This window comes from Collinsella sp. AF23-2 (genome assembly GCF_003459245.1).
Classification (GTDB): Bacteria; Actinomycetota; Coriobacteriia; order Coriobacteriales; family Coriobacteriaceae; genus Collinsella.
Genome location: NZ_QRVG01000029.1, coordinates 1 through 23,983 on the forward strand (window position 1 = coordinate 1; position 23,983 = coordinate 23,983).

The 23,983-nt window shown below is 62.7% G+C and carries 22 protein-coding genes, 5 tRNA genes and 1 pseudogene; 5 read left to right on the forward strand and 23 right to left on the reverse strand.

The features are described from left to right. The 4 genes and pseudogenes from DWY03_RS10095 to DWY03_RS09160 form a co-directional block, all read left to right on the forward strand. Positions 1–434, forward strand: a pseudogene (locus DWY03_RS10095) (lantibiotic ABC transporter permease); the annotation flags it as partial. Next, positions 427–828 carry a hypothetical protein gene (locus DWY03_RS09150; RefSeq protein WP_117840608.1) on the forward strand — a complete coding sequence of 134 codons (402 nt, stop codon included), beginning with the start codon at positions 427–429 and terminating at the stop codon, positions 826–828. The pseudogene DWY03_RS10095 and the gene DWY03_RS09150, both read left to right, overlap by 8 nt. A 44-nt stretch (positions 829–872) precedes the next feature. Next, on the forward strand, positions 873–1,535 hold the full coding sequence (locus DWY03_RS09155; RefSeq protein ID WP_117776253.1) for a response regulator transcription factor: 663 nt from the start codon (positions 873–875) through the stop codon (positions 1,533–1,535). Between the two features lie 26 nt (positions 1,536–1,561). Continuing rightward, on the forward strand, positions 1,562–2,959 hold the full coding sequence (locus DWY03_RS09160) for a sensor histidine kinase KdpD (protein WP_117840610.1): 1,398 nt from the start codon (positions 1,562–1,564) through the stop codon (positions 2,957–2,959). A 607-nt stretch (positions 2,960–3,566) separates the two neighbouring features. Here the strand turns inward: DWY03_RS09160 and DWY03_RS09165 are convergent. The 20 genes from DWY03_RS09165 to DWY03_RS09260 form a co-directional block, all read right to left on the reverse strand. Next, positions 3,567–3,643 (reverse strand) — tRNA-Pro (locus DWY03_RS09165). A gap of 80 nt (positions 3,644–3,723) precedes the next feature. After that, positions 3,724–4,935, reverse strand: a complete 1,212-nt coding sequence (gene coaBC, locus DWY03_RS09170) for a bifunctional phosphopantothenoylcysteine decarboxylase/phosphopantothenate--cysteine ligase CoaBC (RefSeq protein WP_231500745.1) — start codon at positions 4,933–4,935, stop codon at positions 3,724–3,726. Between the two features lie 3 nt (positions 4,936–4,938). After that, positions 4,939–5,658: a zinc ribbon domain-containing protein gene (locus DWY03_RS09175; RefSeq protein WP_117779054.1), complete on the reverse strand. Its 720-nt coding sequence runs from the start codon at positions 5,656–5,658 to the stop codon at positions 4,939–4,941. Further along, the gene (locus DWY03_RS09180; protein WP_117840612.1) at positions 5,655–6,464 is read right to left on the reverse strand and encodes a Nif3-like dinuclear metal center hexameric protein; all 810 of its coding nucleotides are present in this window, start codon (positions 6,462–6,464) and stop codon (positions 5,655–5,657) included. The genes DWY03_RS09175 and DWY03_RS09180 overlap by 4 nt, the downstream gene beginning before the upstream one ends. Then, positions 6,461–7,639, reverse strand: coding sequence for a cysteine desulfurase family protein (locus tag DWY03_RS09185; protein ID WP_055250138.1), 1,179 nt, complete (start codon positions 7,637–7,639; stop codon positions 6,461–6,463). Before DWY03_RS09185 ends, DWY03_RS09180 begins: the two co-directional genes overlap by 4 nt. 6 nt (positions 7,640–7,645) lie before the next feature. Beyond that, positions 7,646–8,317: a ribulose-phosphate 3-epimerase gene (gene rpe, locus DWY03_RS09190; RefSeq protein ID WP_055250140.1), complete on the reverse strand. Its 672-nt coding sequence runs from the start codon at positions 8,315–8,317 to the stop codon at positions 7,646–7,648. Between the two features lie 18 nt (positions 8,318–8,335). Further along, positions 8,336–9,343 carry an NAD(P)H-dependent glycerol-3-phosphate dehydrogenase gene (locus DWY03_RS09195; RefSeq protein WP_055250142.1) on the reverse strand — a complete coding sequence of 336 codons (1,008 nt, stop codon included), beginning with the start codon at positions 9,341–9,343 and terminating at the stop codon, positions 8,336–8,338. 9 nt (positions 9,344–9,352) lie between these two features. Then, positions 9,353–10,036 (reverse strand): glycerol-3-phosphate 1-O-acyltransferase PlsY, encoded by a 684-nt coding sequence (plsY, locus tag DWY03_RS09200; protein ID WP_055250144.1) that lies wholly within the window; start codon positions 10,034–10,036, stop codon positions 9,353–9,355. Further along, complete coding sequence (gene der / locus DWY03_RS09205) at positions 10,029–11,363, reverse strand: ribosome biogenesis GTPase Der (RefSeq protein ID WP_117840614.1); 1,335 nt, start codon at positions 11,361–11,363, stop codon at positions 10,029–10,031. The genes plsY and der overlap by 8 nt, the downstream gene beginning before the upstream one ends. 10 nt (positions 11,364–11,373) lie before the next feature. Then, the gene (locus DWY03_RS09210; protein ID WP_117776261.1) at positions 11,374–12,816 is read right to left on the reverse strand and encodes a DUF512 domain-containing protein; all 1,443 of its coding nucleotides are present in this window, start codon (positions 12,814–12,816) and stop codon (positions 11,374–11,376) included. A gap of 2 nt (positions 12,817–12,818) precedes the next feature. Beyond that, positions 12,819–13,718: a 4-hydroxy-3-methylbut-2-enyl diphosphate reductase gene (locus DWY03_RS09215; protein ID WP_231500744.1), complete on the reverse strand. Its 900-nt coding sequence runs from the start codon at positions 13,716–13,718 to the stop codon at positions 12,819–12,821. A gap of 2 nt (positions 13,719–13,720) precedes the next feature. Further along, positions 13,721–14,449 carry a lysophospholipid acyltransferase family protein gene (locus tag DWY03_RS09220; protein ID WP_117840616.1) on the reverse strand — a complete coding sequence of 243 codons (729 nt, stop codon included), beginning with the start codon at positions 14,447–14,449 and terminating at the stop codon, positions 13,721–13,723. Positions 14,450–14,452: 3 nt separating this feature from the next. Further along, positions 14,453–15,139 carry a (d)CMP kinase gene (gene cmk / locus DWY03_RS09225; RefSeq protein ID WP_117840618.1) on the reverse strand — a complete coding sequence of 229 codons (687 nt, stop codon included), beginning with the start codon at positions 15,137–15,139 and terminating at the stop codon, positions 14,453–14,455. Positions 15,140–15,204: 65 nt separating this feature from the next. Further along, positions 15,205–16,167: a pseudouridine synthase gene (locus DWY03_RS09230; RefSeq protein ID WP_370448072.1), complete on the reverse strand. Its 963-nt coding sequence runs from the start codon at positions 16,165–16,167 to the stop codon at positions 15,205–15,207. Beyond that, a complete protein-coding gene (gene scpB / locus DWY03_RS09235; protein ID WP_117564783.1) occupies positions 16,154–16,882 on the reverse strand; it encodes an SMC-Scp complex subunit ScpB in 729 nt (242 codons plus the stop codon). The genes DWY03_RS09230 and scpB overlap by 14 nt, the downstream gene beginning before the upstream one ends. A gap of 11 nt (positions 16,883–16,893) precedes the next feature. After that, positions 16,894–17,703 carry a ScpA family protein gene (locus DWY03_RS09240; RefSeq protein ID WP_117646528.1) on the reverse strand — a complete coding sequence of 270 codons (810 nt, stop codon included), beginning with the start codon at positions 17,701–17,703 and terminating at the stop codon, positions 16,894–16,896. Between the two features lie 84 nt (positions 17,704–17,787). Then, the gene (locus DWY03_RS09245) at positions 17,788–18,471 is read right to left on the reverse strand and encodes a site-2 protease family protein (RefSeq protein WP_117840620.1); all 684 of its coding nucleotides are present in this window, start codon (positions 18,469–18,471) and stop codon (positions 17,788–17,790) included. 9 nt (positions 18,472–18,480) lie between these two features. Further along, positions 18,481–18,777, reverse strand: coding sequence for a hypothetical protein (locus DWY03_RS09250; protein ID WP_168170409.1), 297 nt, complete (start codon positions 18,775–18,777; stop codon positions 18,481–18,483). Continuing rightward, a complete protein-coding gene (locus DWY03_RS09255; protein WP_117840623.1) occupies positions 18,764–20,797 on the reverse strand; it encodes an ABC-F family ATP-binding cassette domain-containing protein in 2,034 nt (677 codons plus the stop codon). The genes DWY03_RS09250 and DWY03_RS09255 overlap by 14 nt, the downstream gene beginning before the upstream one ends. Before the next feature lie 75 nt (positions 20,798–20,872). Next, a tRNA-Ala gene (locus DWY03_RS09260) sits at positions 20,873–20,945 on the reverse strand. Positions 20,946–21,563: 618 nt separating this feature from the next. Here DWY03_RS09260 and DWY03_RS09265 point away from each other — a divergent pair. Then, positions 21,564–21,639, forward strand: a tRNA-Ile gene (locus DWY03_RS09265). Positions 21,640–21,848: 209 nt separating this feature from the next. On the opposite strand, the gene DWY03_RS09270 is transcribed toward DWY03_RS09265, so the two are convergent. From DWY03_RS09270 to DWY03_RS09280, 3 genes are all read right to left on the reverse strand, one after another. Continuing rightward, a tRNA-Ala gene (locus tag DWY03_RS09270) sits at positions 21,849–21,921 on the reverse strand. A 332-nt stretch (positions 21,922–22,253) separates the two neighbouring features. Further along, positions 22,254–23,411, reverse strand: a complete 1,158-nt coding sequence (locus DWY03_RS09275; protein ID WP_147335445.1) for a hypothetical protein — start codon at positions 23,409–23,411, stop codon at positions 22,254–22,256. A gap of 371 nt (positions 23,412–23,782) precedes the next feature. Then, positions 23,783–23,857 (reverse strand) — tRNA-Val (locus DWY03_RS09280). Between the last annotated feature and the right edge of the window lie 126 nt (positions 23,858–23,983).

Below are 23,983 nucleotides of genomic sequence, written 5' to 3' on the forward strand. Positions count from 1 at the left end.
TCGGGGCCGTGCTCGCCGTTGCCGGGCGCCTGCCGCTTGGGCCCGCTCCGCTTGCGGCCGCCTGGGCGGGCATCGTGCTGGGCAGCCTGCCCCCCTACGCGCTGGGGCTCGGCGTGGCCCTGCGCCTCGGCCGCAACGCCGCCATCGGCACCGGCGCGGCGGGTATGCTCCTCGCGTTCTTCTCAGTGGGCGGACTTGCGCACGGCCTCATGACCGGCGAGCTCACCGGTGCCCTGGCGACGCCCCTGAGCTGGGTGCCGCTCGCCTGGCCCGCGCGCCTGGGGTCGCTCGGGGTGGAGGCCTTCATCGACGCAGCACGCGCGGCGGGCCCACTCCTCACGACTGCGCTCGCTGGCCTCGTGCTCACCCTGGCAGCCGACGCCGTCCTTCTCGCCTGGTTCTGCCGCTTCGAGGACGGGAGGGCAGATGCGTAGAAAGCCGCTCGCCGCCATGCTCGTCCTCCTCTCCGCAGCGCTCGTCCTGGGCGGGAATGCCCTGCTCGACGCCGGCTGGGGGTCGGCGCTGCGCTCGATCGCCGACCGCGTGCTGCCCAACCCTGAGATCGCCATGTGGGCGCCCGCGCCCGAGCCCGGCAGCCACTTGAGCTCCTACGCCGACGCCACCGGGGCGGGGGCAAACTACGTCTACCTGGTGGACGCGGCGGATGACAGGGGCAATGTCCGAGAGCTCCAGCTCATCTTCTTCGGGCGGGAGTCGGACGGCGAGGGCTGGCTCGAGATCGAGGCGCGCGGCGGCTCGGGCGTGCGCTACCGCGCGTGCGACGCGGCCGAGGCGCCCGAGGCTGCGCGCGGGGCTCTGGACCGCTGAGTGCGGCGCTAGTACAATTCCGACGAGAGTTTCAGGAGGTCAACATGGCGAGGATACTGGCAGTGGATGATGAACGGGCGATCCTCGACGCGCTCGCGCGCGTCCTCGGCCGCGACGGCCATGAGGTCGTCAGGGCGGCGGACCCGACGGCGGTCCCGGGGATGGACCTCTCGCGCTTCGACCTCGTGCTCTGCGACGTCATGATGCCGGGGCTCGACGGCTTCGAGCTCGTGCGGCAGATCCGTCCGGACTTCGACGGGCCCATCGTCTTCCTGACCGCGCGCGTGGCCGAGGAGGATGCCGTGGCCGGCTACGGCCTGGGCGCCGACGACTACGTCCGCAAGCCCTTCGGGGCCGCGGAACTGCGCGCCAAGGTCGCGGCCCATCTACGCCGTGAGCGCCGGCCGCGCTCGCACGCCCTCTCCTTCGGGGAGGTGCGGATCGACCTCGGGGCGCGCGACCTCGCCGTGGGCGGCGAGGCCGTGCCGCTCACGCCTACCGAGTACGCCATCTGCGAGTACCTCGCCCGCCACCCCGGGCAGGTCATGAGCCGCGCGCAGATCCGCGAGGCGGTGCTCGGCTGGGAGAGCGACGCCGACGACGCGGCCATATCCATGCAGGTCAGCCGCGCCCGGAGGAAACTCTCCGAGGCCGGTGCCGATCCGATCGCGACCGTCTGGGGGATGGGGTACAAGTGGCAGCTCTGAGGATCGGGGCGCGAGGTCGCGGGGGCATGCCGCTCTCCTTCGTCATCGCGCGCTACTTCGCCTACGCGTTCGCGGCGGTCGCCACGGCGTGGCTCGCCTCGTTCATGGCGCTCTCCGCGGCGATCAACGCGGGCTTCGTCTACGAGGCAAGCTGGGGGCCGGCCAATTTGCGCGAGGTCGCGGAGGGCCTGGCACGCGACGGCGTCTGCGGACAGCAGGACGTGCCGACGGCGTACCGCTACCTCATCCTGAATAAGGACGGATACGTGCTGATGACAGACCTCGATGGCACGCGGCTCGAGGACGCGACGGAAATGGCCCGTGCGGCACTCGCCGCGGATCCGGGCACAGTGGAGATCGAGGGCGGGGGCTCGGGCCTCACCTACGCCGCGTTCCCGCTCAAGGGCGGCGGGGCCTGCGCACTCGTCAGCGAGTACCTGCCGCAGTGGGTCTCGCGCGATCTCGCCAGCCTGCTTCCCAACCCGCAGAACCTCATGCTCGTCGGCGCCGCTGTGGGAAGCGCGCTCGCGCTCGCGCTCGTGGCGCGCCGTGCGAGCCGCGTGATCTCGCGCAAGATGGCGCCGCTCGCGGAGGCGGCGGGGCGCGTCGGCGCGGGGGAGCTCGACTTCGCGGTCGGCAGCACCAACGTGCGTGAGGTGAACGACGTCCTCGCCGCGATGGACGCCATGCGGGCCTCCCTCGCCGAGTCGCTCGAGGCCCGCTGGGCCGCGGAGCGGGGGCAGCGCGAGCAGATGGCGTCGCTCGCCCACGACCTCAAGACGCCGCTCACCGTGCTGCGCGCCAACGCCGACTTCGTGGCGGAGGAGCTGGAAGACGAGAAAGACGCCGACCTCGCGGCCGCCGCGCGCGACATAGCCGGCAGTGTCGAAAGGCTTGACGGCTACGTGCGCCTGCTCATCGAGGCGTCGCGCGGGTCCGGCGGGGCGGAGAGGGCCCCCATGCGGCCGGCCGAGCTCTGCGAACAGGTCCTCGCCGAGGCCGCCCAGATCGCCCGGGCGCGAGGCGTGACGCTCGACGCAGCCACGGGCCCCGCTGTCGCGGGCGCGCCCGAGGCCCCACTCGACCGAACCACCCTGGCGCGAGCCGCCGCGAACCTCGTGGCCAACGCCGCCGAGCACGCGCGCTCGCGCGTGGTGGTCTCCTGCGACGTCGCTGGTGGATACCTCGTCATCGAGGTCGCCGATGACGGACCGGGCTTTTCTCCCGCCGCCCTCGAACGCGGCTGCGAGCGCCTCTTCACAGACGACTCCTCTCGCTCCTCGCGCGACGGAGGCCGCCATTACGGGCTCGGCCTCCACGTCGCCTCCGAGGCCGCGAGCGCCCACGGGGGCTCCGTCTCGCTCGCCAACAGCCCCTCGGGCGGCGCGGTGGCCACCATCGCGGTCCCCCTGTGCGGGGCCTGACGACTTCCTCGATGTCTACCTCGACTGCGATATGTCGCTCGCCGAGGCCGCGACGAGATGGTGTTGCGTCTGCCCCGCTTGGTGCTTCTAGCTCAAATTTGATCTGATGTAAGGCCCGTGCAATCCTGCATGGGCCTTCCTTTTTGCAATTGCTCGACCGATTCGTGGCTTGAAACACATATTATCGAGTTAAGGAGACATGGGGTCACACAGCGGCTCTCAGAGCGCCTGCCGCACTCCCCCGCCATTACCTCTGCGGCGTCATCGTATAGAGCCCATCCTGTTTGGCGTTTCGTTGCAACAGCCCACTTGTCCATCGATCAAGTGAACTACTGGAATAAATACAGCGACACGCTTGTACGTTACAGTCGCTATATCTGCGTAAATCGCCGCAATAAATACAACCTGTACTCGGCTGTATACCAGCTACGCGTATGTAGATTCATATCGCGTTAATAAATCGGCTCAAGAGCTTGCAAAACGCGCAAGTAACCGCAAAAGGCGATTGTCGCGTAGGTAGATTTTTGGCACCCTGTTGCTTAATCAAAATTAAGCAATTGCTTAAAACAAAAAAGGTCAGGCACTAAGTGCCTGACCTGCAAACTTCTGGTCGGGACGACTGGATTCGAACCAGCGACCCCTTGACCCCCAGTCAAGTGCGCTACCAAGCTGCGCCACGTCCCGAAGCTTTTGTTTGTTGCTCTGCTCTCGCTCGCAACAGGGAGTATATTAACCCGAAACTTTGGCCTTGTGCAAGAACTTTTTTAATTATTTTTGAGCAAGTCCAAAATTGTATCTGCGAGCTGGGGTTTTGTTAGCACGGGAAGTTCCTGCGTCCCTGCTGTGCTCACGATCCAAGCTTTATTGGTATCAGTTCCAAAGCCCGAATCGGCGCGCGTGACATCGTTGGCGATGATCGCATCGCAGCCCTTGCGGGCCAATTTACGCTCAGCGTACTCCACAACGTTATCGGTCTCGGCTGCAAAGCCAATCACGCACCGCTCTCCCTTTTGGCGCGAGAGCTCAGCCAAAATATCAACGGTCTCGACGAGCTCGATGCGATCCAGGCGCTCGTTGGCCTTTTTGAGCTTATGGTCGGCAGGGGCCGGGGGCGTGTAGTCGGCGACGGCTGCCGCGCAAATGGCAGCGTCGGCCGTCTGGAAGGCGCTCAGCGCCGCCTGCAGCATCTCTGCGGCGGTCTGCACGCGCACGCACTTTACGCCGCGGGGAACATCGAGCGACGTCGGTCCCAGCACGAGCGTGACGGCGGCTCCACGGCGGGCGGCCTCCCCCGCCAGGGCGATGCCCATCTTGCCCGACGATCGGTTTCCAATAAAACGCACGGGGTCGATCGGTTCGTGCGTAGGACCGGCGGTGATCACGATGCGCTTGCCCGTCAGGTCTTGCGGCACGGGATTGAGCACCTCGCAGATGGCTTCGACGATGTCCTCGGGCTCGCTCATGCGGCCCGTGTCCACGTCGCCGCAGGCAAGGTAGCCACTACCGGGCCCAACCACGTGCACCCCGCGGTCGCGCAGCGTGGCCATATTGGTTTGGGTTGCCGGCGCCTTCCACATGCCATTGTTCATGGCCGGCGCCATCACGACGGGTCGCGGCGTGGCGAGTAGCGTGGTGGAGATGAGGTCGTCGGCGATGCCGTTGGCCATCTTGGCGATGATATTGGCCGTCGCGGGCGCCACGATCACCAGATCGGGTTCCTGCGCGAGTGAAATGTGGTGGATGGGGTCGGAGGGGTCGTCGAACAGACCCACGGCGACGGGCTCGTTGGTGAGCGCACGGAAGGTAAGCGGCCCCACAAACTCGGTGGCATGCTCGCTCATAACGACCTTGACGCGCGCGCCGCGCTTTTGCAGCAGGCGCACGATATTGCACGACTTATAGGCGGCGATCCCGCCGGTAATACCCAGCAGGATCGTTTTTCCCTCAAGTTGCATTGAATTGTTGGGCGCCGCCATCGTTTAAGCTTCCTTGCTCGGGAGCACCAGCAGACGGTGGCAGTACGGGCAGTGCGTAATCTCGCTACCGTCGTGGTTGAGATCGCTCATGGACGATGCTTGCAGCGCGGTGTGGCAGACCGTAGGGATGTTGCCCTTGATGGTCTCGACGGCCAGGCCGCGGAACTGCTTGAGCAGGCGCTCATAATCGGTGAGCACGTCGGTCGGCAGCGTAGCGGCAAGGGCGGTGCGCTCCTTGGTGGCGGCGTCAATCTGGGCCTGCAGGTCGGCGGCCTTGGCGCGGGCGGCCTTGGTATCGGCCTTCACACCCTCCTCGAACTTGGCGATGATGGCCTGCGCGCGAGCCTCGCGGTCGAGCGCCTCCTTATGGGCGACGACGACATCCTTGCGGGTGTGCTCGATCTTGTCCAGACGCTTTGCCAGGGTGGCGAGTTCATTCTCCAGGTCCTGAACCTCGCGGTAGTCGGAACCATCGACGTGACGCTTCTTGGCAGCCTCGATGGCGTTGTTGGTCTGAATCTCGGTGGTGTTGAGATCGTCGAGCTCAATGTCCAGATCCTTGCGCTGGGCGTAGAGCTTGGTCATCTCGGACTTGAGCTTCACATAGGTCTTGCGTTTGGAAGCGAGCTCCTTGAGCTCCGGCATATTGGCAAGTTCGCTCTTGTTGCGGGCGAGCTCCAAATCGATCTGTTGCAGCTTGAGTAGCGTAGCGCCGGCGCTCATAAGTTCTCTCCTTTTGTCATAGTCCACCATTGGCAAGGGTTCAGTATTTTAATCGTATGACGGGGGTCGACCCCGGCGTCAACTGCAGAGTTCATCAAGATATCCACGAACGGCTCTTCGGAGCGGTCGTGGCCGAGTAGTATCACGCCCAGGCCACGCAAGGCAAGGTCCTGCGCCACGTGGTAGCCAGCTTCTCCAGTCACAATAACATCTGCGCCTGCGGCGATGGCAAGCTCACCAAAATCGCCGAGGGAGCCGCCCAGAATGGCAACGGTGCGGCACGGGTGCTCGGCTTCGCCCCATACGCGCGGGTCACTGCCATAGGTCGTGGCGGCACGATTGGCGAGATCGCGCAGCGTGCACGGGTCGTTGAGCGTTGCAAGTGCGCCCAGGCCGGTGGCCTCGGGGTCGTCCACGTGCTCCAGTGAGCTCACGGGTGCGGCACCCAGCAGCTTGCTCAGGCAGACACGGGCTTCGTGCGAGCGGTCCAGGTTGGTGTGGAGCGAGATAATGCTCACCCCGCAGCGGGCAGCCTCGTAGAGGGCCGCACTGCACTGGGGTCGTGTGGCATCCGCCGGACAAAAGGCCTCGGGTGCCTTGATGTATATGGGATGATGCGTCAGCAGCACGTTGGCGCTTGCTTCTTGGGCGCGGCGAACATTAGCCTCAGTCGCATCGAGTGCGCAGGCAACGCCGGTGATCTCCGCGGCCGGATCGCCAACGGAGAGTCCTACGTGGTCCCAGGGCTCGGTGTCCGTCTTGGGATAGCGTGCCAGTAGCGCGCGCTCGAGCTCGGCGACGATCATGCGGCACCTGCGATCGAGAGCAGCGTCTGGGCAAACTCGTCCAGATCGTCCGGATTCACGCGGTCGTCAAAGGAAATGCGCAGTGCACCTAGTGCCTGCTCGCGACCAATGCCCATGGCGCTGAGCACATGGCTCGGGTCCATGCTGCCGCTCGAGCACGCCGAGCCGGCCGAAACCTCAAAGCCGGCGGCGTCGAGCTTGATGATGAGTTCCTCTGAGTCCATGCCGTCAATGTAGATCGATAACATGCCGGGCAGACGGTCGGCTTGCGCGTAGTCACCCATGGTGGCGTGAATGCGCGGATGGGCCGTAAGCGTGGCGTAGAGCTTGTCGGAAAGGGCTTGCAGCTTCGCGCGCTCCTGAGCCACATGGGGCGTCAGAGACGAGGCGGCAGCGGCAAAGGCGAGCTGCGTGCGCAGGTCTTGCGTGCCGGCACGACGACCGGCCTCCTGTCCGCCGCCGAAGATGCGCGGGCGCAGCGGCGTGCGGCTCTTAAGGTAGAGTGCGCCAGATGCCACGGGACCGCCAATCTTGTGGGCTGCGACGGACATGGCGTCGACGCCCAGCTCGGTGACATCGAGTGGAATATGCAAGTAGCCCTGGATGGCATCGGTGTGGAACAGGGCACCTGCGGTGTGCGCAGCTGCGGCAAGCTCGCGGATGGGCTGCACCACGCCGGTTTCGTTGTTGGCGACCATAATGCTCACGAGCGCCACGTCGTCGCCTAGCAGCTCGACAAGCGTGGCAGGCTCAACGTAGCCCGCGCGGCAGGGCTGCACCAGGTCGACGGTAAAGCCGGCGGCACGCAGCAGCGGCAGGTTGTCCAGAATCGAATCGTGCTCGATGGCCGAAACGATTACGCGACCGCGCTTGCGATCGCGCTGACGAGCGCCCTCGGCAAGACCGAGCAGCGCCAGCTGGTTGGCTTCGGTGCCGCCGTTGGTCAGTACAATCTCGGACGGGCGGACGTGCGCGCCAAAGCTGCGGGCGATCTCGCGACGTGCAACCTCCAGACGCGCGGCAGCCTTGCGGCCGAGCGAATGCAGCGAGTTGGGGTTGACGCCGGCAAGCTCGCTGTCGTCGTACTCGCGCTGCGCAAGGAGCGCCTCGGCGCGCATTGGCGTCGAGGCGGCATAGTCAAGATTCACGGGTATGCGGTTTTGACCTGCGGTCATAAGGGTTTATGCCTCCTGTGCGGCCTCGTTGCCCAGCTTCTGCAGCAGCGCAACCTCGGCAGCGGGATCTTCGGACTTAAATACGGCGGAGCCGGCCACGAGCACGTTGGCGCCGGCCTTGACGACCTCGGCGATGTTCTTGGAAGAGATACCGCCGTCGACCTCGATCAGGGGCGACACGCCGTGGCGCTCGCACATGGCCTTGAGCTCGTGAAGCTTTGCGATGGTGCCCGGGATAAAGCTCTGGCCGCCAAAGCCCGGGTTCACGCTCATGAGCAGTACCATATCGACGACGTCGATGATGCTCTCGAGCACGCACACGGGGGTGGCGGGGTTGAGCACCACGCCGGCCTTGACGCCGCGCTGCTGCAGATGCGTGAGCGTGCGGTGCAGGTGCGTGGAAGCCTCGTAGTGCACGGTGATCATGTCGGCACCGGCGTCGGCGTACCAATCGACCGTCTCGTCGGGGTTCGTCACCATGAGGTGCGCGTCGACCGGTACATCGGTGGAGCGCTTGACGGCCTTAAGGATGTCAACGCCAAAGGTGAGGTTGCCGGTAAAGTGACCGTCCATAACGTCGAAGTGCACGTAGTCGGCACCGGCGATCTTGTCGAGTTCGCCCTTGAGGTTGGCCATGTCGGCCGAAAGGACAGACGGAGCGATTTTGATGGAACCCATGGTAGAAGCCTTTCTGCGCTAGTCGGTGAGTCCGTAGAACTCTTGAGAAGGGACGCGATCTGTGAGAATCTCGAGCGCCCTATCCAAAGTAACACCGTTGTAGAGCGTTTGCTCCACGGCAAAGGTGAGCGGAATGTCTACGCCCAGTGAACGGGCAAGCTCACTGACGCTGCGGGCCGCGACGGCGCCCTCGACCACCATATGCGTACGTGCCTGGTACTCGTCGAGCGAGATGCCGTGGGCAAACTCGTAGCCAAAGGTGCGGTTGCGCGAATGCTCGGAGGTGCAGGTGGCAATGAGGTCACCCATGCCGGCAAGACCCATGCAGGTCATGGCTTGACCGCCGCGGGCGTGCACCAGACGGCTGATCTCGGCCAGGCCGCGCGTCATGATAAGGGCAAGCGTGTTGTCGCCCGCACCAGAACCGGCGGAAATGCCGCACACGATGGCGATGACATTTTTCATGGCGCCGCAAACCTCGACGCCGGTCATGTCCTGCGACAGGTAGATGCGGAAGGCCGTGGATAGGAGCAGGTCCTTAAAGGTCTCCCCTACCTGTGGATCATTGCTGGCGATGACGGCGGCAGAAAGCCCGCCGCGGCAGATCTCCTCGGCATGGTTGGGGCCCGAGAGCGCCGCGACACGCGACTCGTTGCCGATCTCACTGGCGATTACCTCACTCATAAGCAGGCCGGATTCGGGCTCAATACCCTTGGTGAGGCAGAGTGCCGGGGTGTCGGCGGCGATGAAGGGTGCTGCCTGATGGCATACGCTGCGCAGGTGCGTGGAGGGCACGGCAAAGATGATGGCCTCGGCGCCGTCGAGCGCCTGCGACAGGTCCGTGGCGGCGACAACGTTGCCGGGCAGCTCGTAGTCCACCAGATACCGGGGATTGCGGTGCTCGGCATTGATGCCGGTGGCCGTCTGCTCGCTATGGGCCCACATGGTCACGCGCTCGGCTCGCTCGGCGGCGAGGCCGGCGACGGCGGTTCCCCAGGAGCCGGAGCCAATCAGCGCAACATTCATGACTCTCTCCTACTTATCGTCGGGCTCGGTGACGCGCTTGGTAAACGAGAGCTTGGACTCCTTACCGGCCATGAGCTTTTGGATATTCGAGCGATGGGCCCACACCACGGTGATGCCGATCATCGCCATGCAGAACTTGAGGCCCAGGCTGCTGTACGGAAAGACCGCGCAAGCAGCGATAGGAAGTCCGATGGCCGCGGCAAGCGAACCCACTGACACATACTTGGTGATGGCGACGGCTACGATAAACATGCCCAGCAGCGACAGGCCAATAGGCCAGTACCAGGCGAGGATGACACCCAGACCAACTGCGATACCCTTGCCGCCGTGGAAGTTGAGATAGGGCGAGAAGATATGGCCCCACACGGCTGCCAGGCAAATGACACCGAGCATCCAGTCGCCGGGGGCTCCGGGCGCCATGATGTTCGGCGGAAATCCATAGCCCACGCTCGCGATGAACGGACGGGCGATGACAACGCAGATGGCGCCCTTAAGGCAGTCGAGCAGCAGCGTGAGCGCGGCCACCTTGGGGCCGGCTACGCGCAGGGCGTTGGTGGTGCCGATGTTACCGGAGCCCGCCTTGCGAATGTCGGTGTGGTTAAACACGCGGCCCAAGATCAGGCCAAACGGAATCGCTCCGATAAAGAACGAGACCACGGCGCAGATGGCGGTCAGCAGAATCGGATTATGCATCCTTTTGCTCCTTCTTCCTAAAGAAGAGTCGAATGGGCGTGCCGGCAAAGTCGAAGGTCGAGCGCATGCGGTTCTCCACGTAGCGCTGGTAGGTGTCGTTGACCAGGTCACTGTGGTTGACGAAGAACGTGAACGTCGGCGGGTTGACGCCCGTCTGGGTCACGTAGTGCATGCGCAGGCGGCGCTTGCCGTCCACCACGGTATGACCGAACTCGCGCAGGTCGGTGAGGAACGCGTTGAGGCGCGAGGTGCTAATCTTCTGCGAGCGCGTCTTTTCGGCGGCGTCTACCATCGCCCAGATCTTCTCGACGCTGCGGCCGGTGAGAGCAGAGATGCGCAGGTACTGGGCCCAGGGAGCCATGACGCCCAGACGGCGGTCGATGGTCTCCATGCAGGCCTCGCGCTTACGGTCGTCGTCGAGCAGATCCCACTTGTTGAGCAGCACAACGATGGCGCAGCCGCGCTCGATGGCAAGACCCATGACCTTCTGGTCCTGCTCGGTAACGCCCACGGAGGCGTCGACGACGAGCAGCGCCACGTCGGCGCGGTCGATGGCGCGCAGGCCGCGGACCATGGAGTAGTACTCGATGTTCTCGTACACGGTGCTCTTCTTGCGAATGCCCGCGGTGTCGACCATGCGGTAGTGCTTGCCGTTACGCTCGACGACAGTGTCGATGGCGTCGCGCGTCGTGCCGGCAATGTTGGACACGATAGAACGGTCGGCGCCCAGGATGCGGTTGAACAGCGACGACTTGCCGGCGTTGGGGCGGCCGATGATGGCCACGTTCAGCGCGTCGGGGAACTCATCGGCGACCTCGTCTTCTTCCTCGGGAAGCAGGGCCACGATATCGTCGAGCAGGTCGCCCGTGCCATGGCCATGCAGGGCCGAGAGCGGCGTGGGCTCGCCGATACCGAGCGAATAGAACTCCCAGATGCTGTCGTTTTCGCGATCGGGGTTGTCGAGCTTGTTCACCAGCAGAAAGACCGGCTTGTCGCAGCGCTTGAGCATGCGGGCGACCGACTCGTCCTCTTCGGTGACGCCGGTGCGGCCATCGACTACAAACAGGATGACTGCGGCTTCCTCGGCGGCGGCGAGCGCCTGGTCGCGGATGGACGTGGCAAAGACGTCGTCGCTCTTGAGCGGCTCGATACCGCCCGTGTCGACGATGGTGAACTCGCGGCCGTTCCAATCGGCCGTGTGATACGAGCGGTCGCGCGTGACGCCGCGAGACTCGTGGACGACGGCGTCCGAGGTCTGGGCCAGGCGGTTAACGAGCGTGGATTTGCCCACGTTGGGGCGTCCGACGACGGCGACGATAGGTTTCATCTGCTCTCCTTTAATGGGTAGGTTCAGTGGAAGTGTTAGAGTCGGCAGGCACAATGCCAAGGATATGCTCCAGGGTATCGAGCAGCTCATGCGGCATGGTTGACACCACATGAACCTCGGCGCCGCGACTGGTAAGGCTTGCGAGTAAATCGTCACGATGATACTCGTCAAGCGTCATGCCGTCAGCGTTGAACATGAGCTTAGGCACAAAGAGCATAACCCCCGACAGATCTTGGGGCAGCTGCTCCAAGATGTCACACGCGACGATGAGGCCGGTCACGTCCACGTTGCCGCCAAAGTAGCGGTTCTTGATGGCCGTGACAGTGCCGGCGAGTCCCTGGGGCGACTCCACAAAGCGGGCCACCGTGTCGCGTGCGCTGGCGCCCGAGAGGCACAGCAGATGCTGGCTGCGGGCGGCGATGGCCTCGCGGACGCGGGCCAGACGCTCGGTATAGGCGGCAAGCACGTCGTCGGTCTCGTCTAGATACGAGCGGATCATGCCGATGCCGTCGTAGTACTGCGGGTAACCGTCGTAAAAGTCTGCCTCTGGAGGATCGATGCCGGCGTCCAGATAGAACTCGTCGCTCATCTGGAAGGTGTGGCGGCCAAAGCGCTCATAGGCGCGGTCCTGGAACGGTCGGATCATGGCAATGGTCTCGCGCGCCAGTTCAGGCTTGTCGCTGTATGACCAGCTAAAGCGGTTTTGGTGTTTGGTAAAACCGAGCGGCACAATGCCCAGGCTTGTGATTTGCTCGTGCTCCTCGCAAAAGCGCAGGGTCTTTTCCAGCTCCTCGCCGTCGTTCATGCCGGGGCACAACACGATCTGCGCGTGAATCTCGATGCCGGCGGCCATGATGGTCTCGAGTACGTCCATGCCTCGCTGGGCGTTACGGCCCATCATACGACGGCGGACGTCGGGGCTCACAGCGTGGACCGACACGTTCATGGGACTCATGTTGCGCTGGATGACGTTTTGCACGTCCTCGTCGGTGAGGTTCGTAAGCGTGACAAAGTTGCCTTGCAAAAAGCTTAGGCGATAGTCGTCGTCGCGAATATAGAGCGTGGAGCGGCCGCCCTTGGGGAGCATGGTCATAAAGCAGAACACGCAGGCGTTGACGCAGGTACGCATGCCGTCGAAGATGGGGCCATCGAACTCCAAACCCCAATCCTCGCCGGGAAAGCGGTCGAGCTCGACGGGGGTGACGGTGCCGTCGCGCGGGTCGAAAACCTCGAGGTCGACGGTATCATCGTCGGCCTCCCAGAGCCACACGATCATGTCGGTGAGCGCCTCACCGTTGACCGTGAGCACGCGCATGCCCGGCTCGATACCCACATCCCACGCGGGCGATTCGGGACGCACGTTCTTTACGAGCGCGCCCTCACCCGGCTCGGGGTCGCGGCTGCGCCCGTAATCGGCCACCTCGGCGGCGTATGCGGGTACGGTCTGGTCCATGGTTAGCGGCAAAGCTCCTTGATGCGCTCGACGGCGCGCTCGATGTGTTCTTGCGGGGTGGAGGCTCCGGCGGTGATGCCGATGTGGTGAGCGTCGGTAAACCACGCGGCTTGGAGCTCAGAAGCTTTCTCGATGTGATACGTGCGCTCGCAGGCGTCTGCGCAAATCTGCGCCAGGCGGCGGGTGTTGCCCGAGTTCTTGCCGCCCACGATGACCATGCAGTCGCAGCGGTTGGCAAGTGTGGCTGCTGCCTGTTGACGCTCACTCGTGGCGGCGCAGATGGTGTTGATCACGCGCAGCTCCTGCACGCGCGGGGTGATAGCAGCCACGACCTCGGCCAAGTTCTGCGCAGTCTGGGTGGTCTGCACAACCAAGCCCACTTTACCCTTGAGCGACAGCGCGTCCGCATCGGCAGCGCAGCTCACGACCTGCGCGTCATCGCCGGCGTGGCCCAGGATGCCCTCGACTTCGGGGTGGCCCGGCTCGCCCACGACGATCACGCGGTAGCCCTCGCGCACCAGGCGCTCGGCCGCCACGTGGACCTTCTTCACGTAGGGGCAGGTGGCGTCGACGACGTTAAGGCCACGCTCGCGAGCGGCATCAATGACCTGCGGCACCACGCCGTGGGCGCGGATGATCACAGTGCCCGACGTGGCGTCGTCCAAGGTGTCGGCCAGACCGACGCCTGCCTCGGCGAGCTCGCGTACCACGATCGGGTTATGGATGAGCGGACCCAAGGTATGGACCTGAGTGCACTCCCCTGCCTGCGGCGCAGCGGCCAGCGCCATATCGAGCGCACGCTGTACGCCGTAGCAGGTGCCGGCGTGGGCAGCGATTTCGATAGTGGGGGCGTCTGCCTTGCCGGGCACAGCCTCGGCGGTGTTCATGACTTCCTCGTCCATGGCTAGAACCTGCCCGGGTGCTCGGCGCACAGGTCATCACGCATGGCGTAGACGCGACTCATGGCTTCGGACTCAAACCAGGCTAGGCGCTCCTTGCGCTTGAGCTCGACAGGCGCGTCGGAAAGCGAAATTAACTTGCCGGCGCGGATCCAGCACTTTTTGGGGCGCATGATCTTTTTGCCCGCAGGCGTAATATCGGACCAGCCGCAGATGGCGAGCGGGTTGACGGGTGCCTTACCCATCTGGGCGATGAGCGCAAAGCCGCCGTGGACTTCGGGCTTGATCTCGCGCGAGCGGATGCGCGTACCCTCGGGGAAGATCAGGACGTCCTCACCGCGCTGCAGCGCATGCTGGGCGGCACGCAGGCACTTCATGTCGGCGGTGCCGCGCTCGACGGGAATGCCGCCCACGCGGCTAAAGGCCCAGCGCACGATCTTGCTCTTCGCAAACTCGGACTTAAAAATGGGGCGAATGCGGCGGCCGCCAAAGAACAGCGCCGTCTCCACAGCTAGGAGCTCGGCCATCGATGTGTGGTTGCAGATGACCACGCTGCCGCGGCCTTCCTGGCGCTCAAACAGCAGGTCGCTGTCCTCGACCTTCCAACGCCACATGAGCTTGGAGAAGACCCACAGGATGCCCATGACCACGGCGACGGTGCCGCGGATGAGCGCCGGGAACTCGGCGTAGGGGGCGTTGTAGTAATCCTCGGGCGTCTGCTTAAACAGGCGCATGGGCTACCTCCTTTGGTTGATGAGGTCCTCGATGATCGAGACGACCTCGTCGATGGTGTGGGCGGTGGAGTCGACATGTACCGCGTCCTCGGCGGGAACGAGCGGCGCGACCTCGCGGCTGCTGTCGAGCTTATCGCGCTGCTTGAGGGCGTCGAGGGTCTCGTCGACCTCGGCCTCAAGCTGCTCTTCGGTGAGCGGCTGGGCGTCGTTTTGGTGGCGCTGCAGCACACGGCGACGGGCACGCTCGCGCGGGTCGGCGGTCAGGAAGACCTTGACCTGTGCGTTGGGGAACACGACGGTTCCGATGTCGCGACCCTCGGCGACGATATCGCGGTCCTCGGCGGCGCGGCGCTGGTGGATGAGCATGGCGGCGCGCACGCCCGGGTAGGCCGAGACCTTGGACACGTTGGCGTCGACCTGCGGGGTGCGAATGGCGGCCGATGCGTCCTTGCCGTCGATGGTCAGGCGCGTGTCCTCGCCGGTGCCGTTGGTAAAGCGGATCTCGATTTGCTCGGCGAGGGTGTCAATGGCCGCCTCGTCGTCCAGGTCGATGCCGCGGTCGAGCGCGGCGAAGGTGACGGCGCGATACATGGCGCCCGTGTCGAGCTTGTTAAAGCCCAGCTGGCGGGCAATCTCCTTGGCGATGGTGGACTTGCCGGAACCGGCGGGGCCGTCGATGGCGACGATCATGCAATGCTTCCTTTCGGTGGTTGACGTGCTGGTATGGGACGCGGGCGCTGGGGCTTTGCGATTGCCTAGCTCGTGTAGCGCTCGCGGTAGGTGTTGCGCTTGGGCGCGGAGCCGTGGCTACCGTGGTGACGCGTGCGACTCGCGGTGTTGGTCGCCGGCGCGGCGCTGCGCTTGGAGCTGGCCTGCTTGGGCGGGATACCGCCGTCTTTGAGGATCTGCACCTCGCGGTCGGTGAGCTCGCGCCACGAGCCCTTGGCCACATCCTTGAGCTCCAGGCCGGCAAAGTTGCAGCGGTGCAGGCGGATCACCGGGTGGTGAATCTTGCTCAGCATGCGCTTGACCTGGTTCTTGCGGCCTTCGCGGATGATGACCTCCACGGCGGTGGTGCCGGGCTTAACGCCTTGCGGAGCTACGGCCTCGGCCTCGCGCGCGTTAATGACGCGGCAGATCGCCGGCTGGCACAGGCCGTCATCGAGCTCGATGCCGCGGCGGAGTGGTTCTAAGTCGCGATCGGTCAGGTTGCCGTCCACGAGCGCCTGGTAGGTCTTGTAAACATGCTTGCTGGGGTGCAGCAGATCCTGCGACAGGTCGCCGTCGGTGGTAAAGAGCAAAAGGCCCGTGGTGTCGCGGTCCAGGCGGCCCACAGGGAACAGGCCCGGAAAGCGGTCGCGCGGGACCAGGTCGGCCACGCAAGGGCGCTCCTGCGGATCGCTCATGGTGGTGAGGTAGCCGGTCGGCTTGTAGAGCATCAGGTACACGGAGCCCTGGTTGAGCTTGACGGGCATGCCGTCGACCTCGATATGGTCGTGGTCGACGTCGACCTTGGTGCCCAGTTCGGTCGCGATCTGGCCGTTGACGGTCACGCGGCCGGCGGTCATCAGGTCCTCCGATCCGCGGCGGCTCGCCACGCCCGCGCGCGCCAAAAAGCGCTGCAGGCGCATGGTATGCGGGTAGACGGGCTGGGCGTCGGTTGCGGGTACTGCGTTGCCCATGGCACGCGTCTCCCCTACTTCGTTAGTCCTCGTCATGTAAATCCTCCGAGGTCTCGTCGACGACCAGGGTTTCCAAGTCCTCGACTGCCTCAACATCTTCAACATCGGTATCGAGCAGTTCGCGCTCTTCGTCCAGGTCATCGGCCTGCTCCTCGAGCGTGGACTGAATGCTACGACCGCTCAGGCGCTCGCGGATAAACCGGCGCGACTGCTCGTCGGGGGCAAACTGCTCCAGATCGGGCAGGTCGCGGGTGGAGCGCAGACCGAACTTTTCCAAGAAGGCGTTGGTCGTGCCGTAGATGATGGCCTGACCGCGCTCGGGGTCGCGGCCGAGCTCGCGCACCAGGCCCTTGTCCACGAGCGACGCAATGACGCCGTCGGAGTTGACGCCGCGGATGCCCTTGACCACCTCGCGCGTGACTGGCTGGTGGTAGGCGATAACGGCCAAGGTCTCGAGCGCCGCCTGCGACAGCTTTTGCGTGTCCCAGCTCAGCACATAGGCCTCTACCACATCGTGGTAGGCGGGGTGCGTAAACAAGCGCCAACCACCGGCGACCTCGCGCAGCTGAAAACCGCGGTTAGCCTCCTCGTACTCAACTTTGAGCTCGGCGAGCAGCGATGCGCACTCGCCCGGGGCGATATCCAGTGCACTTGCCAGCGCGGGCGCACTCACGGGGTCGCTCGACACCAGCAGCAGCGCCTCCAAGGCGCCTTTGAGGCTGTTTGCCTCCAGCGTGGAAAGGGTTGACATGGTTGCCGCTCCTATTCGGTGAGCTCGGGGCCCTCGCCGGGCACGTATGCCTCGGCGCCCTCGACGCGATTGATTTGAATGGTTCCAAAGATTTCGTCCTGGCTCAGGGTAAGCGAGCCGCGCTTGGCGAGCTCGAGCATGGCCAGGAAGGTGACGACAAGCTGTTCGGTGGTGGCATCGCCGTCCAACAGCTCGCGGAAGGTGCAGGTTTGGTGAGCCATGGTAAAGCGATCGACCGAGGCCACCGTCAGGTCGAGCGGCACGCGATGCGGTGCCACGTGCTCGGCTTCCAGCAGGAAAGTCTGGCGCTTGCCGTCCAGGTCGGCGCAGATGACGGCGAGGCCGCGCAGGGTAATGCCGGCCAGGTAGTCGGGCATAAGGCCAAGGAATTCGGGGTCGGGGCCGGCCACGCGCGGATGCATGCGGCTCTCGGCCTGCATCCGCGCGCCAAGGGCTGCCGCCGCGCCTTTAAACTGCTTGTAGGCAATCAGGCGCTGGATCAGGACCTCGCGTAGGGCGTCCCCGTCGAGCGCGCTAAGTTCTTCGAGGTCATCGTCGATCTCGTCATCGTCATCGGCTTTGCGCGGGGCCTCTTGCGGCACCAACGAGGCGGCCTTGATGTCCAAAAGGGTTGCTGCGACCAGCAAAAAATCGCTCGCCACGTCCAGGTCCAGCGCCTCGATGCGCTCGGCCTCGGCAAGGTACTGCTCGGCCACCTCGCTGATCGAGATAGCGCCGATATCGACTTTTTGGCGGGTAACCAGCTGCAGCAGCAGGTCGAACGGTCCGCTGTAGACCTGCGTCGACACGCGATACGACATCTTCGACCTCCTTTGACGGCGCCTTCGCGGCGCGGTTTGGGTGCATGTTGCGACCGATTTGCACGGTCGATTTGTAAGTTTACCCTAGATACCGGCGATTGCGAAGGTGAGCAGCTGCTCTGCCAGCGGATACACGGTAACGTCGAAATACCGGCCGATCACGTCGATGCCGGTCCACATGGGCAGCAGGTACAACACCAAGATGAGGATGGGCATGGCGTATTGCTGCAGGCGGTAGTAGCTGGCGAGCGCCTTGCCTTTGAGGAGCGGCACGATGATCGACGAGCCGTCGAGCGGCGGGATCGGGATGAGATTGAAGAACGCGAGTGACAGGTTGACCACGATGAACGTGGCGCCGAAGTTCATGATCTGTGATGCTACGGCAAAGGACATGCTGGTGTAGAGGTTGCCGTACGTTGCGTGCATGAGGGCGGCCGCGAGGCACGCGAGTGCGATGTTCGATGCGGGGCCGGCCGCACTCACCAGGACCTCGTCACGCTTGGGGTGCTTGAGGTTGTTGAGGTAGACCGGCACGGGCTTGGCGAAGGCGAACACGGGACCGCCGGCCGCGAGCATGAGCAGCGGCAGGATGATGGTGCCAAACGGGTCGATATGGTTAAGCGGGTTGAGCGACACGCGGCCGCGCGAACGGGCCGTCTTGTCGCCGAGCGCCCAGGCCGCGGCGGCGTGTGCGCTCTCGTGGATCACGATGCCCACGATGACGGCGACGGCGCTGGCGAGCAGGTTCATGATGTAGCTGCTGGACATGGCGCTCCTCTAGCGGACGCGACGCGAGGCGCGCGTGAGCAGGTAGTCGATCACAAACAGGATCACGGCGACGATGGCGTAATCCAAGCGGAACACACCGCCAAAGGGCGACGTGATGACGCCGTAGCCGGCGATGGCGCTCGGCAGGGCGCGCGAAAGCTCGACGACAAAGCCGACGATCTGCAGCTTGGCGGTGAGGCCGCTAAAGCACAGCAGCACGGTCATCGCGCTCATAAAGATGCCGCAGATGCGACAGGCGATGGCGATGATGCTCATCGCCACGGCAGCGGCCTTACGAGAGTTCACGCGCGGTCTCCTCTTCGATCTGGGCGGAAAGCTCCAGCCATTCGTCCTCGAGCTTGGGTAGCTCTTGCTTAAGGCCGTTATATTCCCCCAGCGCGGCGTTGAACTTATCCTGATCGGCATAAAGTTCTTCGCTCGCCATCAATTCCATAAGCTCGTCATAGCGGGCGCGCTTTTTGTCGAGCTCCGTCTCGATCTTCTTGAGCTGGTTACGCACGCCCTTGAGCTTTTTGTTGAGCGCAGCGCGGGCTTGGGCCTCGGCGCGCTTTTGCTCCTTGGTCTTTTTGCCCTCGGCAGGCTTGGGGGCGGCGACGGGGGTGTCGGCCTGGGCAGCGCTGGCCTTGGTGGACTTGGTCGTGGCCGGCGCGCTCTCCGTGGACGCCTCGGCGGCGGCGCGGGCCGCGAGGTCCTCACGCTTGTAGAGGTAGTAGTCGTAGTCGCCGTCGTAGACCGTGACCTTGCCGTCGCGAATGTCGATGATGCGGTTGGCCACGGCGCGCACCAGGTGCTCGTCGTGGCTGATCAGCACGATGGTGCCGGGGAAATTTTGCAGGGCGTTCTCGAGCATGTCCACCGAGTCGATGTCTAGGTGGTTGGTGGGCTCGTCCAGGCACAGGAGCGCCTCGGGGGCCACGAGCATCTTGGCCAGGGCCAGACGCGCTTTTTCGCCGCCGGAGAGGACGCGAACCTGCTTCTCGATGGAATCGTTGTCGCTAAACAGGAAGGCGCCCAGTAGGCTGCGCTGCTGTGGCACGGTCCACTTGGGCGTGACGGTGTCGATCTCTTGCAGGACGGTGTTGGACTCGGTCATGCCCTCGAGCGCGTGCTGGGCGTAATAGGCCACGCCCACGTTGGTGCCCAGGTCGCGGGTGCCGGTGGTGGGCGGCTCCAGTCCGGCGATGATCTTCATGAGCGTGGACTTGCCGGCCCCGTTGGGGCCGACGAGCGCCACGTGCTCGCCGCGGTAGAGCTTGAGGTCGATATCGCTGTAGATGTGTTTGTTGCCGTAGGACTTGGAGACGCCCTCCAGGCCCACGACCATATCGCCGGAGCGCGGTGGGTCAGGGAACTTAAAGTCGATGTGCTTGTGGCCCTCGGGTAGGATGACAAGCTCCTTTTTGATCTGCTCGATCTTGCGGATGCGCTCCTGGGCCTGGGCTGCCTTGGTGGGCTTGTAGCGGAACTTGTCGACGAAGACCTGCATGTGGGCGATGTCGCGCTCCTGGGCGGCGCGCTTGGCGCGCATCTGCTCAAGGTTGTCCTCGCGCTGCTTGAGGTAGCTGCTGTAGTTGCCGGTGTAAGTGGTCACGCGACGATTTTCGAGTGCGGCGACGTGGTCGACGCAAGCGTCCATGAAGGCGCGGTCGTGGCTGACGATGAGGACGGCGCCGTCATAGTTGGCTATAAAGCCGCGCAGCCACTGGACGCTTTCGAGGTCCAGGTGGTTAGTGGGCTCGTCCAGAAGCAGCAGGTCGGGATGGCGCAGGAAGAGCTTTGCCAGCGCAATACGCATCTGCCAGCCGCCGGAGAACTCGGAGCACGGGCGTTCAAAGTCGGTGACTTTGAAGCCCAGGCCGGACAGGATTTTGCGGGCGTTGCTCTCGAGCTCGTAGCCGCCCAGGTGCTCAAAGCGGTCCTGGACCTGGCCGTACTCGTTAAGGAGCGCGTCGACGTCCATGCCCTGCTCGGAGAGCTCGGTGATCTGGGCCTGCAGCTCGTTGGCACGCTCGCCCATGCGGCGGATTTCCTTGGCGGCGGCCATGACCTCGGCGAGGATGGTGGTGTCCTTTTGCTCCAGGTTGGTTTCCTGCTCTAGGTAGCCTACCTGGCAGTCCTTGGCGTACTGGACCTGGCCGGAGTCGGGACTGTCGATGCCCATGATGATTTTGAGCATGGTGGTTTTGCCGGCGCCGTTGGGTCCCACAAGCGCGAAGCGCTCGCCGGGGTTGATCTGGAAGGACGCGCCGCTAAAGAGGACGCGTGCGCCGAAGCTTTTTTCGATCTTGTCGACCAGGAGGATCATGCTGCCGCCTTTGACCTTGTGTGCCTATATGAAAAAAGGCCCCAACTTGCGTTGGAGCCTCATTCAATGCTCGGGTGGAGACGAGGGGGATCGAACCCCTGACCTCTTGACTGCCAGTCAAGCGCTCTCCCAGCTGAGCTACGCCCCCGTGCGAAGAAGTACTATACGGGAACTCGGACCACGATGCAAGGACATTTTTGGAAAAATTTTCGCGAGTGTCGGCGCGCACGGGACCGCGCCAGCCCGCGGGGCGCCTGGCCCCCGCACAGCCCGTACGCCGGCCGACTTGGCGCGTGGAACACGACGCGCCCCGTTCAACAGGGTTTTCCGTGCGCCGCCAGTCCCATTATCGGGTCCGATTGCGAAGCGCCCCTCCCCAGCGCCTCAGAACCATGCCGGTTTACTACGATAAATCAGGAATGTCCAACCACGCACGCCTTTTCGTGCAACCGGCGGGCTACCTACCTGCGGTTTTGCAAACGGAGAACACACGGTGCTCGGGGGTCGCCGATTCGTCGTAGTAAACCGGCATGGTTTTGAAATGGCATCAGGTTGATTTCACGCAAAAGTGTGTTGGAGCCCTGAATTAAAGGCCTTAAATTTTTTAGATCGCGTCTTTTCTGCGACGCGCCTAGAATTGCTGTTGATTAGCATCGGGCTTGATCTTGCGTTGTGCGACTTGCTCGTGCATGGTAGTATTTCACGTCGTGAAGCGAAGAAATTAGGTCTGAGTTGCCTTTGTTAGAATTGCGTTCACTGTTCATAAGGGCTCTTGGCGCAACGGTTAGCGCAGGGGACTCATAATCCCTGGGTTCTGGGTTCGAATCCCGGAGGGCCCACCAGAGAGTTTTAAGGCCGGGCGTTACGCCTGGCCTCTTTGTTATTGGTGCTGCGGACTAGCTTTGCCATCCACAGACGTAAAGTTATTAACATTCATATTCATGATTAACAATGGATATGTAGCCAAGATGCTGCCCAGCCAACAGATGTGTAAATCGATTAATATGAAAATAGGCCCCAACTTGCGTTGGAGCCTAGTTCAATGCTCGGGTGGAGACGAGGGGGATCGAACCCCTGACCTCTTGACTGCCAGTCAAGCGCTCTCCCAGCTGAGCTACGCCCCCGTGCGAAGGAGTACTATACGGGAACTCGGACCACGATGCAAGGACAATTTTGAACAATTTTGCGGCGCGTGGAACGGGTGTGGGGCCGAAAGGACCCACGATGCCCGATCCATCTGGTTGCTTAATAAACAGACCGGTTTACTACGCTGATTCCCGGATTTCCGACCTCACGCTTACTTTCGCATAACGGGCAGGCGATCTACCTGCGGTTTTACGAGCGGCGAATTCGGTGTGCTCAGCCACACTCAATCCAACGTAGTAAACCGGCATGGTTTTAAAATGGCACTTAATTACTAACAGCATATAAAGTATTAAAATTGCTCACATTGAAATTATTTCTTACCAATACCAAGCCAATTGCACAGAACGTTGGCCCGCAATCTGGTCTCAGCGCATCTCATCGCCTCGGTTTTTGGTTTGTAGCACAACTCCAATCGCTCACACACACTGTGAATGATGGCATCAAGCTGATCGTGATCATTGAGCATGTCATGGGTTACAAGAAATACGTCGTATCCCATGCTTTGCAATGCTGTCATTCGGGTGGCATCGTGGTCAAGCACAGCGCCCGATCCATGAATAACCTCACCTTGAAGTTCGATAATCACGGCCTTCATTGTTATTGGGTTTACGATGACGATATCGCCGTAACAGATTTTCTGACCTGCGATTTTCCGAGCTGAATTCGACAGCGGTGTTAGGTCGTTGACGAATATGTTTTTAAACTCCGCTCCGCCGGCACGCCTCGGTTGACTCAGCAACATGATTCCAGCAACTTCTAGCGGGGATGCAGCAATACCCATTACCTGCTGTGCGGCTTCGCAGAATTGCTTTCCCCACATCTCGCCCTTAACCTTCGCCGCAAATCTATGTAATTCTTCTATTTCAATAAGAGGCTTTCTCATCCAAAGCGATGTGCCCTTTCCGTTAGTTTTATTTCCGAATCCGTCATCCCGCTGCCTCCTTTGATCATGCTCGCTGTCCTTCTGGTGCACCCGAGCATAGACTCGCTTCCATGGGGCCTCGTCTTGGTTTTCGTCTAGTTCAAACAGACTTTCTGTGGTGTACTGCTCTTCTTCTGATTTTGCCCGCTCAAGTGCCATGTCAACCGCGGGCGATGGTTTAAAAACCGAGAACCATCCGCAAAATTCGTACATAGCCAGAACCAGATCGCATGAAGAAACGCTTCGAGTCATGGTGAATAGCGTATTAAGAGGGTCTGTGACGCTAAAGCCCATGCCCGTGTCGATGGAAACCTTCTCCGTATAGGCGTTGTTCCATCGGATGGTCCGTCTTGTCTTGGAATGCAGGTTGCTTCGTGTTGATGCTGCTGTGATGACTGGCGTCTTGAGAACTTCGGTTACAAAAGGGGCATGGGATAGAGCTCGCCAGCCATCTTCGGAGCTAGGTAAGCGCGGGTAGAGGTCGCGCACCTGCGGTGGGCAGCGCCAATAGCGGAATGCAGTATTTGCGCAGACGATTTCGTCCATTTGCGCCTCCCCTGGTTTACGGCCTCGGGCCGTGCGGATTGCGGGTAAGGTCGATTATCTACTGGCACATCATGCGGGTAAGTACGGGAAGCTGACCAAACACTGACCAAAAGCTTGACGCAATCCGTTGAAAAGCCGCCATAGGCATGAACGCGCTGGTACAAGCTGTGAGCCAGTGGTCTCTGTCTCCACAATTGCACATAGATTACGCAGGGAATTCAATGAATGAACACAGACGCATTTTGCAAAACGCGCAATGACGACACCTAAGGTGAATTGCGTAACATATAACGCCTTAAGTGACTTCGCTTCGATTTTAGTGTCAAAAAGAAAAAGGCCAGAAGCTTAACACCTCTGACCTGCGCTTTTGATGGTGGGCGATACAAGATTCGAACTTGTGACCCCATCCGTGTGAAGGATATGCTCTACCCCTGAGCCAATCGCCCGTCGCCTTTCGGCAAAAGAGATACTAACATAGCCGCGCGAGGTTTTCCAAGAACTTTTTGCCCCCGATTTTAAATTCGTGCGCGTCCTTGATTATCGACTTCATTCGAACACCTCCCACATTCATC

Coding starts and splice junctions, on each gene's coding strand:
- DWY03_RS09150 (WP_117840608.1), top strand. CDS start 427: ATGCGTAGAAAGCCGCTCGCCGCCATGCTCGTCCTCCTCTCCGCAGCG.
- DWY03_RS09155 (WP_117776253.1), top strand. CDS start 873: ATGGCGAGGATACTGGCAGTGGATGATGAACGGGCGATCCTCGACGCG.
- DWY03_RS09160 (WP_117840610.1), top strand. CDS start 1,562: ATGCCGCTCTCCTTCGTCATCGCGCGCTACTTCGCCTACGCGTTCGCG.
- coaBC (WP_231500745.1), bottom strand. CDS start 4,935: ATGGCGGCGCCCAACAATTCAATGCAACTTGAGGGAAAAACGATCCTG.
- DWY03_RS09175 (WP_117779054.1), bottom strand. CDS start 5,658: ATGAGCGCCGGCGCTACGCTACTCAAGCTGCAACAGATCGATTTGGAG.
- DWY03_RS09180 (WP_117840612.1), bottom strand. CDS start 6,464: ATGATCGTCGCCGAGCTCGAGCGCGCGCTACTGGCACGCTATCCCAAG.
- DWY03_RS09185 (WP_055250138.1), bottom strand. CDS start 7,639: ATGACCGCAGGTCAAAACCGCATACCCGTGAATCTTGACTATGCCGCC.
- rpe (WP_055250140.1), bottom strand. CDS start 8,317: ATGGGTTCCATCAAAATCGCTCCGTCTGTCCTTTCGGCCGACATGGCC.
- DWY03_RS09195 (WP_055250142.1), bottom strand. CDS start 9,343: ATGAATGTTGCGCTGATTGGCTCCGGCTCCTGGGGAACCGCCGTCGCC.
- plsY (WP_055250144.1), bottom strand. CDS start 10,036: ATGCATAATCCGATTCTGCTGACCGCCATCTGCGCCGTGGTCTCGTTC.
- der (WP_117840614.1), bottom strand. CDS start 11,363: ATGAAACCTATCGTCGCCGTCGTCGGACGCCCCAACGTGGGCAAATCC.
- DWY03_RS09210 (WP_117776261.1), bottom strand. CDS start 12,816: ATGGACCAGACCGTACCCGCATACGCCGCCGAGGTGGCCGATTACGGG.
- DWY03_RS09215 (WP_231500744.1), bottom strand. CDS start 13,718: ATGGACGAGGAAGTCATGAACACCGCCGAGGCTGTGCCCGGCAAGGCA.
- DWY03_RS09220 (WP_117840616.1), bottom strand. CDS start 14,449: ATGCGCCTGTTTAAGCAGACGCCCGAGGATTACTACAACGCCCCCTAC.
- cmk (WP_117840618.1), bottom strand. CDS start 15,139: ATGATCGTCGCCATCGACGGCCCCGCCGGTTCCGGCAAGTCCACCATC.
- DWY03_RS09230 (WP_370448072.1), bottom strand. CDS start 16,167: ATGACGAGGACTAACGAAGTAGGGGAGACGCGTGCCATGGGCAACGCA.
- scpB (WP_117564783.1), bottom strand. CDS start 16,882: ATGTCAACCCTTTCCACGCTGGAGGCAAACAGCCTCAAAGGCGCCTTG.
- DWY03_RS09240 (WP_117646528.1), bottom strand. CDS start 17,703: ATGTCGTATCGCGTGTCGACGCAGGTCTACAGCGGACCGTTCGACCTG.
- DWY03_RS09245 (WP_117840620.1), bottom strand. CDS start 18,471: ATGTCCAGCAGCTACATCATGAACCTGCTCGCCAGCGCCGTCGCCGTC.
- DWY03_RS09255 (WP_117840623.1), bottom strand. CDS start 20,797: ATGATCCTCCTGGTCGACAAGATCGAAAAAAGCTTCGGCGCACGCGTC.
- DWY03_RS09275 (WP_147335445.1), bottom strand. CDS start 23,411: ATGGACGAAATCGTCTGCGCAAATACTGCATTCCGCTATTGGCGCTGC.